The sequence below is a fragment of the Patescibacteria group bacterium genome, from assembly GCA_018896215.1.
In the GTDB taxonomy this organism is placed as follows: domain Bacteria; phylum Patescibacteriota; class WWE3; order 0-14-0-20-40-13; family 0-14-0-20-40-13; genus JAHINB01.
On sequence record JAHINB010000013.1, the window covers coordinates 30956 to 41523 of the forward strand.

12 protein-coding genes and 1 tRNA gene are annotated in these 10568 nt (G+C 37.8%); 4 read left to right on the forward strand and 9 right to left on the reverse strand.

From position 1 onward, the window contains the following. Positions 1-13: 13 nt before the first annotated feature. A complete protein-coding gene (locus KKF75_02705) occupies positions 14-1768 on the forward strand; it encodes a VanW family protein (GenBank protein MBU4381104.1) in 1755 nt (584 codons plus the stop codon). Positions 1769-1772: 4 nt separating this feature from the next. Here the strand turns inward: KKF75_02705 and KKF75_02710 are convergent, their stop codons facing one another. From KKF75_02710 to KKF75_02730, 5 genes are all read right to left on the reverse strand, one after another. Further along, entirely contained in the window at positions 1773-2180 is a 408-nt protein-coding gene (locus tag KKF75_02710) for a hypothetical protein (protein ID MBU4381105.1), read from the reverse strand. Positions 2181-2207: 27 nt separating this feature from the next. After that, complete coding sequence (locus KKF75_02715; GenBank protein ID MBU4381106.1) at positions 2208-2513, reverse strand: hypothetical protein; 306 nt, start codon at positions 2511-2513, stop codon at positions 2208-2210. Continuing rightward, a complete protein-coding gene (locus tag KKF75_02720) occupies positions 2510-2845 on the reverse strand; it encodes a hypothetical protein (GenBank protein ID MBU4381107.1) in 336 nt (111 codons plus the stop codon). The genes KKF75_02715 and KKF75_02720 overlap by 4 nt, the downstream gene beginning before the upstream one ends. A 72-nt stretch (positions 2846-2917) precedes the next feature. Continuing rightward, positions 2918-3328 (reverse strand): pyridoxamine 5'-phosphate oxidase family protein, encoded by a 411-nt coding sequence (locus KKF75_02725; GenBank protein ID MBU4381108.1) that lies wholly within the window; start codon positions 3326-3328, stop codon positions 2918-2920. A 194-nt stretch (positions 3329-3522) separates the two neighbouring features. After that, on the reverse strand, positions 3523-4500 hold the full coding sequence (locus KKF75_02730) for a hypothetical protein (GenBank protein MBU4381109.1): 978 nt from the start codon (positions 4498-4500) through the stop codon (positions 3523-3525). Positions 4501-4772: 272 nt separating this feature from the next. Between KKF75_02730 and KKF75_02735 the strand changes: the two genes are divergently transcribed. Next, positions 4773-5756 (forward strand): Fic family protein, encoded by a 984-nt coding sequence (locus KKF75_02735; protein ID MBU4381110.1) that lies wholly within the window; start codon positions 4773-4775, stop codon positions 5754-5756. 92 nt (positions 5757-5848) lie between these two features. Here KKF75_02735 and KKF75_02740 read toward each other — a convergent pair whose 3' ends face one another. The 4 genes from KKF75_02740 to KKF75_02755 all read right to left on the reverse strand — a co-directional run bounded on the left by KKF75_02740 (position 5849) and on the right by KKF75_02755 (position 8305). Beyond that, positions 5849-6553, reverse strand: a complete 705-nt coding sequence (locus KKF75_02740) for a DNA alkylation repair protein (GenBank protein ID MBU4381111.1) — start codon at positions 6551-6553, stop codon at positions 5849-5851. An 89-nt stretch (positions 6554-6642) separates the two neighbouring features. Next, positions 6643-7830: an ATP-binding protein gene (locus KKF75_02745; protein MBU4381112.1), complete on the reverse strand. Its 1188-nt coding sequence runs from the start codon at positions 7828-7830 to the stop codon at positions 6643-6645. A 158-nt stretch (positions 7831-7988) separates the two neighbouring features. Continuing rightward, a complete protein-coding gene (locus tag KKF75_02750) occupies positions 7989-8189 on the reverse strand; it encodes a hypothetical protein (protein MBU4381113.1) in 201 nt (66 codons plus the stop codon). A gap of 41 nt (positions 8190-8230) precedes the next feature. Next, positions 8231-8305, reverse strand: a tRNA-Glu gene (locus KKF75_02755). A gap of 329 nt (positions 8306-8634) precedes the next feature. On the opposite strand from KKF75_02755, the gene greA reads away from it, so the two are divergent. Continuing rightward, a complete protein-coding gene (greA, locus tag KKF75_02760) occupies positions 8635-9093 on the forward strand; it encodes a transcription elongation factor GreA (GenBank protein ID MBU4381114.1) in 459 nt (152 codons plus the stop codon). Between the two features lie 18 nt (positions 9094-9111). Continuing rightward, positions 9112-10566 carry a lysine--tRNA ligase gene (gene lysS / locus KKF75_02765; protein ID MBU4381115.1) on the forward strand — a complete coding sequence of 485 codons (1455 nt, stop codon included), beginning with the start codon at positions 9112-9114 and terminating at the stop codon, positions 10564-10566. The last annotated feature ends 2 nt before the right edge of the window (positions 10567-10568 follow it).

The window sequence follows — 10568 nt, forward strand, 5'->3', positions numbered from 1 at the left end:
TTAAATAGCTAAGATGAGAAGCTTTTACTTCCCAAAACAACTTATCATTCGGGCAGGGATTTTAGCTTTTGCCTTTACGGCAATTTCGTTTTTTGCTTACCACCTTTCGTTTTTAAACAGAGTAATTCCCAATGTTTACTTGGACGGTAAACGCATCAGCGGGATATCAATTGTTAAATTGCAACAAGATCTTGGGTATCTTGATACTTATGATCCCGTAATTTCTTTTAGGGACGAGCCCTCAAAACAAGATTTTGTCGTTAAGGCATCGGATATTGGACTTTATTATAATTCTCAAGAAACTATTAAAAAAGCGTTTTTACTTGGCAGAACCAGCAATTTTATTCAAGATAACTTAACAAAGTTTAACCTACTATTTAAGGGATATAACCTGACCCCAGAGTATCTTGTAAATCAAGATCTTTTGGATTTAAAAATAAGCCAAATCCAAACTAAAGTAGAATCCCCTTTTTACAACGCTTACTTCTACATCTCTAATAACAAGCTCGAGATAGAGAAAGAAGTTTCGGGATTACGGCTTAACAAAAACAAATTAAAAGCTAGGATTTTAGAAAAATATTTAAGTTTTAATTTTGTAAACGAGCCTCTTCCTATGGAACAATTTACTCCGGAGGTAACAACAGAAAACTTAACCCCTGTGAAAGAATTCGTCCAAAATATAGTTTTTAATCCACCAGCGCTATTTTTTGAGAAAAAAGTTTATAAATTAACTCCCGAAAACATTTTAAAATCTGTTTTTCTAAAAATGGAATCGGGGGCAAACAAAGCCACCGTTACCGTAAACACCGAAACGCTCTCCCCCATAATTGCAACAATTGCCGAAGAAATAAACACCCCACCTAAAGGAGAGATATTTTTAATGGAAAACGGCAAGGTAAGTAGCTTTAGACCAGCATCCAATGGCGTCGTAATTGATGAAGAAAAACTTTATAAAGATTTGGCAAGCGCGATTTTAGTAGATGACCCCAAGGCTAAAACTGTTACCATTCCGGTTCGCGAAACCAAAGTTTTAGCTAATAATGAATACGGTATAAAAGAATTGCTGGGAGAAGGCATATCTAAATTCGAAGGGTCTATAAGTGGCAGGGTTTTTAATATTGCTCTTGCTTCATCCAACCTCAACGGAACCTTAATTCCCCCTGGAGAGACATTCTCTTTTAATAAATCGGTAGGCGAAATTGATGCTACCCACGGGTTTACTTCTGCCTACATTATTTCCAAAGGGAGAACAGTACTGGGAGAAGGTGGCGGGGTTTGTCAAGTTTCTACCACGCTTTTTCGCGCTGTCTTAAATTCGGGACTTCCAGTAGTTACTCGAGCCGCTCACGCCTATAGAGTTTCATATTACGAACAGGACGCTCCGGTAGGTCTTGATGCCACAATTTATCAGCCCACAGTGGATTTTAAATTTAAGAATGACACCGCAGGCTATATTTTGTTAACTGCTTCCGTTGACCAGAAAAACCTGACTATGAATTTTAAGATTTATGGAACAAGTGATGGGAGAACCATAGAAATTACTAAGCCGATTATTACTTCCCAAACTCCGCCACCGCCAGCAGTTTATGAGGAAACTGATACATTACTTGTGGGACAAACTAAGCAGGTGGATTGGTCGGCTTGGGGAGCAAGTGTCAAATTTAGTCGTAAAGTGGTAAAAAATGAAAAAATAATAATTGACGAAGAGTATATTAGCAATTATAGACCTTGGCGAGCTGTGTACTTGGTTGGTACCAAAGAACCTTAATCCCTTATCTTTCTTCGTAAATTACCTCAATAACTACAGATAACTCCCCTCCCCCACTAGTTAAAATAATCGACAAGGTTTTATTGTCTTTTTTGTATACAAGAGGTTTTTCTATTGTGTATCCCAAATTTCTCGCCTGCGAAATATAATAATTGGCAATTTTGGATAAAGGATCGTAAGACTCAAACAAAAGATCGTAGCCTTGGAGTGTTTTGTTTTGGCTGATAAATAAGGCTCCGGGATAAACAATGAAATCTTTAGGCAATGAGCTTAAAAACCCAGTTGAAACCCCGGCAACTTTGCTGGTTCCCGGTGTAATAACAGTTTCGATGTTGGTAAATTTTTGGTAAAGGATAAAAGAAAAAACAAAGACGATAAATCCTGCAATTAACTTTTTAAATGCTACTTTCATTGCCACTAGTATATCACTTTTGCCTTTTTAGGATCCGACCCTAAAACAGGAGTACAAATCTAGCAAATACTCTGCAATAACTTTGTCTTCGAATTTGCTATTGATGATTTCCCACGCTTTTTCATACAATTCCGGTGACACTGTTTTTACTTTCTCCACAAGAGAAGTTGCCAATCCCCTTTCGCCTTTCGCCATGTAATAGGCGCTACGATAAATATTCCCCAACGCATCTGCTTGTAGATTTTTCTCACGGGAGACTCCTTTCTCACGGGTGACACCCCATAAAGCGTTTGTATTTTGTACCGGGGTGTCACCCGAATAGATTTCTTTCATTTTTGATTCCAAATGACTTCTTTGACAACTTTGATTAATTTCTCTCTTATCACTGGATCCAAAATATCCATTGAAGCGTTTCCTTGACTTGCACGCAGATTTAAAACAGCTAAAGTTTCTACAGATTTTACTTTGAGGTCAACCGCTCCACCCCAAATATCTCTGGGATGAGATCCTTCCCCCACCAAAATATCCTCCCCATCACTATGGAGTTCGCAACCTGCAACAAGCCATTTATTTTCTATATCAACAGTAACTTTAAAATAACTCCCAAACTCTTTCTCTAGCTCCAAAAGATCTTTGTTTGTAATTTTTTCTTTAAATAATTTCATTTTGTCTAAGGGTCAGACCCTAAAACAGATCGAAAAGTATCTGGCAATATCTGGCAACATCAGGCAATGTTGCTAAAACTCCAAAACTTCCGGTGGATTTGTGGCGTGATTGCTATACTTTGTCCAACTAGGAACGAACCTGAGAATAGTTCCATCTGCAACATAATCTTTCCACTCGGGATGAACTTGCAACATATAATCTCTTTCTTTGGCGGCTCCTGAATCATCTACTACTTGTGTGATATCCCCATCAATTTGTACCGTCGGATTGTCGTTTTCGCAGCCTACGACAACAGAAGCTTTTGAATTAACTTTTATATTAGCCATTTTTCTTGTTGTAGCATCGGTAGAAAACAAAAGAGAAAAGTCGTCTTTAGCAACATAAGCCATAGTTGCAGCCTGTGTCTTTCCGGACGCATCGGCGGTAGCTAAAACACACAACTCTCTGCTTTTTAAAAAAGCCAAAACTCCTTCTTTATCCATACTTCTCACCCCCTTAAATAGGTTCCCACGCGCAAGCGCGCGGTACTATATTCGTTACAAAAGTATCCGCATTTGCTGGAGCAAATTAACGCCCCGCCGCAGGCGGGGAATTTATCGGAAGATTCATCCCCGCCCAGAACTGCGTAGCTGTTGGCGGGGTCTTCTCTAAATCTTGTTATAAAAAATATCTGTCCCTAAATCCTAATAAGCTTTTCTAACCAAGGAATGTGTTCGTTTTTCCTTTTCCACCAAAGATCTTCCCAAATATAATGTACCGCGAGCTGTTTATATTTTCCATACCTCTCAAAGTATTTGAGAAGTTTTTCTACAGGAACGGGATTTTCGGGATCTTTATTAAAAAATAATTTGGAATAAATTTTTTGCTCCCAAGGTGATATATGGTTAAAAAAATCCCAACGATGAAAAACATCAAACAAAAGATACCAAACTGTAGCTGGTCCGACTCCGTAAAGTCTCAACAACTCCTTCATTTGTGTATCTCGATCTTTTTTACGCAACTCCATTTCATCAATTTCATCAATGAGACCTTGGAAAAAGCAATCATCTGTTCTTTTTATTGACTTAGCACGATAACCCACTTTTAAAGCTCGCAACTCATCTTCGGTGACATCCTTCAAATCCCCCGGCTCCCAAAAACACCAGAGTTTCTTGCCAGCGAATTCGAGGGATGTTCCGTATTTTTCAAATAAAACCTGCATCATTTGGATTGAACGACGGACGGTGCAATTTTGTAAAACAATGCTGATGATTAAGTATTCGTAAAGGGAATCTTGATGACCAGGGCGCATACCGTAAAGCCGCTTGATAACTGGTCCCACAAACCTGTCCTTTGAGAGGTGTTTATAAAAGTCAGTGAGGTTCAGATTTAGATTATACCTATATTTGACTTCATCGATAAATTGTTCAACAAATTCTCCAGACAGTCTTTCGGTGGAATAGATCTCTACTTTTATTTTTGGTTTATCAATAGAACTAACACCTTTGAATACCACTCCTAAATTTTTTCCAAGATAACGAAAGGTTTGCCATCTAACATCAGGCTCCCAGTAATTATCACCTGATGAGAAATGGGCCGGCTTATGAAAAGTGGCATCAAAATTAAATGGGGCTGTCGGATCTATCTCAATTGTATATTTTTTGTCTAATATCATAATTGCTTGGGGTGTCCGAGGATCTGAATCCCTTTAAAATCCTTTAGTGTGATTATATACTATCCCATGGAACATATTGCAATAATGAAAAAACAATGGGGGCTAATACCAAAAATCTTATCTGGAGAAAAAACTGGGTACGGTGTGCAGTGCGCTTGGATAACAACAGAAAACACCTCGCGCCTTAGGATCATTTAGAATTTAGATATTAGGATTTAGAATTTCTTCTAAAGTATCTGGCAATATCTGGCAACATCTGGTAACATTAGGCAATGGAAATTCCTCCAAAATTCGCGATTAATTCCAAAGTAGCTGACCTAATAGCGTTAATTGACTCCAACCGCCTCTTTATTAATTCCAAAAACATTCCCCCAATCGTACAACAGAATATCGACCGCGTTAGTCTTTTAAAAAGTGCTTTATATTCCGCAAAAATTGAGGGCAACGAACTCCAAGAACACAACTTTAATTTTTATCCCAAAGATCAAAAGAAACTAGAAGTTTTAAACATCCAAAAAGCCATAAATTACATCAATAGCGAGATTACAGGTACAAAACCAGTGATTTTAGAAACTATTCTTACACTGCAAAAGATATCTATGGAAAACATAGTTCCAAATGCAGGAAAAATTAGAAGCGACAATTTGGCTATTTTTAATTCCGCTGGAGTTGCAGTTTATTTTGCCCCTCCCCCATCGGAACTTTCTATTTTTTTAGAGAAATTGATAAACTATATAAACTCATCAAGTGCAGAATCACCAATTATTGTTGCCTTAATAGCTCATCTAATTCTAGAAAAAATCCACCCCTTTCAAGACGGCAATGGTAGGGTTGGAAGACTCTTAATTTATGCGGTTCTAAAAGCCAAAAGCTACAATTTTGGAGTCCCTGTTGTGTTAGAAGAAGAAATAAACAAAAGACGAGACGAATATTACTATCACCTAGACCAAGGATACAAAAATGTAGAGGACTATTTGTTTTTTATGCTCGAAATCTTTTATAACCAAACAGAAACTGTTAAAACCCAGCTAACTTATATTCCACAAGAAAACGATGTGGTTTTGTCTTTGGCGCCAAGGCAAGGAGAAATTTACAACATTATTAAAGACCATCAACTGGTATCTCTTGATTTTATTCATAGGAGATTCGTAACAGTTCCAGCAAGAACCCTTCGTTACGATCTAAAGAAATTACAAGAAAAGGGTTTGATCAACAAAACATCTTCCACTCGAGGAGCTTTCTACAGAGTTGTCTAAGGGTCAGACCCTAAAACAACTACAACAAGATTCATGAAATTCCCATCCAAAATTTTTTGCCAAAGGCAAAAGCGTTGCAAGAACTTTAGTTCTTATTTTCTCCCAGTTTTAAGTTTTCTTTCGGTTTCGCGGATAGCGATTTTGGGCAATACTTCTCGATTTGTATTTATATATTCCACAACCTTTTCCCAATGATGCTTGATAAGACTTCTTAAAATCCACGAAACTGCCTTAGTAATTAAAATGTCTTTTTCCGATTTTAACTTTTCCAAATTCTCAAAAGCTAGTTTTGCCAGTCGTTCATCATTGCTTTCTCTAACTGACCTAGTAAGCAACACCAAACTTGCTCTTCTTCTAGAAATATTTTTATCCCTCGCCATCTTTGTAATTGTCTTTTCCCAAACTGACCAGTCACCCAAAATATCCTCTGCTCCAAAAGTGCTTTGACACAAACTGTCCACCTCACACCATCCGCTAAGATTTGCAAGCCACTCAAAAACCCTTTTTGGAGTAAAGAGATCTTTAAATTCTTTTTTTCTGGAAATTAAAGTTGTACCAAATCTCCGTTCGTTGGAGGATTCCCCAACATTAAGAGCGTTCAATAACTCCAAAAATTCTTCTTTCGTGATGTTGGGATGCTTTTTTACAAATTCTTTAGCAATTTGCTTTTGAACCGCTGTTTTTAGGTGATAAAACTTATTATCGGTTCCGAGATACTTTGGCAAATCAAACTTTGACGACCCCCTATCCAACCTTTTAAATTCCTCGATGATTTCTTTTTGCAATTTGTTAATCATAATCTGTTAGTTTATGGGATTCTCTCCCCCACTTCAAACTAACGAGGTAGGAGATAATAGAGTTACAAGGTTTTGGGAGATAGCAAATCCTATTTGATTAAACCACCCCAAAGATATTCTGTAAATCTCACTGACTTTTCCTTACCAATAATTCTACTTTTAGAAATCTCTAGGTTTCGAACTCTCCGCTTGAGAGTTTCGTTGTCTGCTTCGGTTGGTGTTTCTTTAACTTCAAAAGCTAAAGGTTTGTCTTTAAAGTCTAATATAAAATCCACCTCACCATCGCGATTGGAAAAGTAAGATAAATTTCCATAAAAAGATAATTGATGACATACGGTGTTTTCAAACTTACTTCCACTAGACAGATCCGCGTTTACATTAGCTATTCCCGTATCGACAAAATATGATTTCTGTAATAGTCTATTTTGTATGTCTGGGGAACGAGAGAAAGCAGAAACTGTGCGTATTAGATAGGTTTGCTTTAAAAATTCAATGTAATTATCGACGGTAATTCTACTTAAACCGGTAATGTTCGCTAGTTCACTCACATTTAATCTACTTCCAATTCGTGATGCCAATAATTTGATTACTTTTCTTAAATCATTAGTCGATTTAAAGTCAGATAAAGACTGCACATCGAGATTAATATACGAGCTAAAAATTTCTTCCAGTAATTGTTTTTTTCGTTCTACATCTGCTGTTAAAACCACTTTTGGCAAACCTCCGTATTCAATATACTGTTCGTAGTAATTTTGAAGCATTTTAAAAGTATCAGTTGGAAAATCCACATCAATTGAAAGTTTTTCGGGAAGTAGATATTCTACTCCCTGAAAATCCAGAAATTCCTGAAAACTTAAAGGAAACATTTCGTATATTATTTTTCGACCAGCCATAGATTCAGAGAACCTGTTTTTGATATAGAATGAGCTAGATCCTGTAAGAAAAAATTTAATTTGGTAATGATCATACAAATACTTAACTACACTGGGAAGATTTGGTAACAATTGAATTTCATCTAAAGCAATGTAAAGTTGCTCTTTGGTGGATAGTCCTCTAGTTTGAAACTCGTGGATCAAAGAATCATAGTTTGTCGCCTCGAATAATTCCCGATCAACAAGGTTTTCCAAATCAAAATAATGTTTGTTTTTAGATGGAATATTGTCAAGTAGCCAATGGAGAGTTGTAGTTTTTCCTACCTGACGAGGACCTGTAATAACTACAATCTCTTGGGTAGCTATCTCGGGCAACAATTTCTTCCAAATCTGTCTATTTTGCATACTATTACTATACAATAACCGCCTTTAATTGTAAAGTGGTTAGTCAAATTCGTAGAATAAGCCTGGGGCATAAAGTTTTGGAAAACATTAGACTCTCTTAGATAAGTAGCTAAGTCTCAGTGGTTCTCTAAAACTACACTCTCTCAATAAAAAATTATCTAAGATTTAGAAGAATAGGCTAACATCAATACCCCATAGACAAAACAAATAGATCCAACGAAATAAAACATAGATTCTTTGCTTAAATAGCCAACCAGCAAAGAAATCACACCAAGACTAGCTATAAAATATGCGATTAATTTATAATTTCTTTTCATTAATATTTTTTGTTTTGGCGTAAGACCTTTTTGATCCTTCATATCTTTTATACTAGCATATACAAATTACACGCACAATAACATGGTGACCTCACGGGGGATCGAACCCCGATTGACGACTTGAGAAGCCGCCGTCCTAACCATTAGACGATGAGGCCATAATTAAATTTCTAATTTCTAATTTCTAATTTATCTCGCTTCGCGAGACATACTTCGCATGTTAAACAAGCACCAAGTATCAATTCCCAATTTGGTTCGCCGATTGGCGAATTGGTTATTGGGATTTATCTAGGTTAATTAGATAATTAGATCAATTAGAAATTCCAATCTTTGCCCATTCTACAACATATTAAACAACTTGACGAGGGGGTTAGGGTATGCTAAATTAATTGAGCATTTTCATTGCATTATTGGTTATCCCAGATTCTATTTAAACACTGTGTATCATCCAAAAACTGATGGTTGTGGTGTTTGTAGTAGTTACAACATGGACAAGGTTATCTTAACCCAAGAAGGGTTGGAAAGGCTTAAAAAAGAATACGAAGGCTTGGTAAATACAAAGCGTCAAGAAATTGTAGATCGCATTGCTAAAGCCCGCGCTGAAGGAGATCTCTCCGAAAACGGCGCCTATCATGCCGCCAAGGAAGAGCAGGCTTTTATCGAGGGAAGAATTGAGGAATTAGACGAAATCTTAAAAAATGCTCTAGTTGAGGTATCTTCTAAAAACGACGGGTTAATTCGTGTTGGGTGCTTAGTAAAAGTTAAAATAGAAGGTTCCGAGGAAGAATTTAACATTGTAGGAGCTCCCGAAGCCAATCCTTCGGAACGCAAAATTTCTCACGAATCGCCTTTGGGAAGCGCCTTAATAGGAAAAAAGGTTGGGGATGTCGTAGAAGTAGAGGCGCCGGTGGGCAAAATAACCTACGAGATTCTCTCGGTAAGCTAACTGTGCTATTATTCCATCATGGAAGAATCTCTTAAAAGCATAAAAGCGAGCAGAGTAGAAAGACTTAATCAGCTCATAAAAATTGGTATTAACCCATATCCTTCAAAACTCGAATTTAAAAGAATCCCTATAGTAGAGGCTAGAGATAAAGGCGAAAATTCCACTGTTTCCGTTGCTGGAAGAATTACTTCACAAAGAAATTTTGGGGCGCTGGCGTTCTTTGATGTTACTGACGCTACAGGAAAAATCCAAATTATCCTTAAAAAAGACACTCTTGACACCAAAAAACTCCCTCTTTTGGAGCTTTTAGATACTGGGGATTTTATAGAATGTACTGGCTCTATTTTTACCACCAAATCTGGGGAGTTGACCATCCAGGTTAGCAACTTAAACCTGCTTTCTAAAGCTCTAAGACCACTGCCTTCTGCTCATTTTGGGCTGAAAGACGAAGAAGAAAGATACCGCCAAAGGTATGTGGATTTTGCGATAAATCCAGAACTTAAAGAGCTGTTTGTTAAAAAAAGTATCTTTTGGAACACAATGAGAGCGTTCTTGTCTTCTCGTGGATTTTTAGAGGTTGAAACTCCAGTTTTGGAAAACACCGCTGGGGGCGCCGATGCCGAACCTTTTGTGACTCACCATAATGCCTTGGATGTGGACTTATATTTACGAATCTCTATGGGAGAACTTTGGCAAAAACGGCTTATGGTAGGTGGTTTTGAGAAAACCTTTGAAATCGGAAGACAATTTAGAAACGAAGGCATCAGCCGAGAACACCTGCAAGACTACACCCAAATGGAGTTTTACTGGGCGTACGCCAACTACAAAGATGGCATGAAATTGGTCGAAGAGATGTACAAGGAGGTAGCAAAAAAAACCTTTGGGACGCTTAAATTTAAAATTAATGAGATGGAGATAGATTTGGAAAAACCGTGGAAAGAGATTAACTACACTACAATTATCCAAGAAAAATTTGGAGTTAACGCCCAAACTGCCAGTCGCGAAGATGTTCTTGCTAAGGTCAATTCCCTCAAACTCCTCAATCTCCCCAAGGCTCGTCTTTTGGACTTACTCTGGAAACAGGCCCGCAAAGAAATTGTCGGTCCTGCTTTTTTAGTCGGACATCCGGTGGAGGTTTCTCCTTTAGCTAAACGCGATGATGCAAACCCAAAAACAGTTGAAAGATATCAAGTAATCATCGCAGGAAGCGAAATGGGTAACGGCTACAGCGAGCTTAACGATCCGCAAGATCAAGAACAACGGTTTAAAGAGCAACAAAAAGCCCGCGATGCCGGAGATGCCGAAGCCCAAATGTACGATGGCGACTTTGTCAGGGCGCTGGAGTATGGCATGCCACCCGTAACAGGTCTTGGAGTTTCGGAAAGGCTGTTTGCCTTTTTAGCCAACAAAACCGTAAGAGAGTGCGTTATGTTCCCTCTCCAAAGACCGGAGAAAGGTCTAAAGGAAAGTTAAAG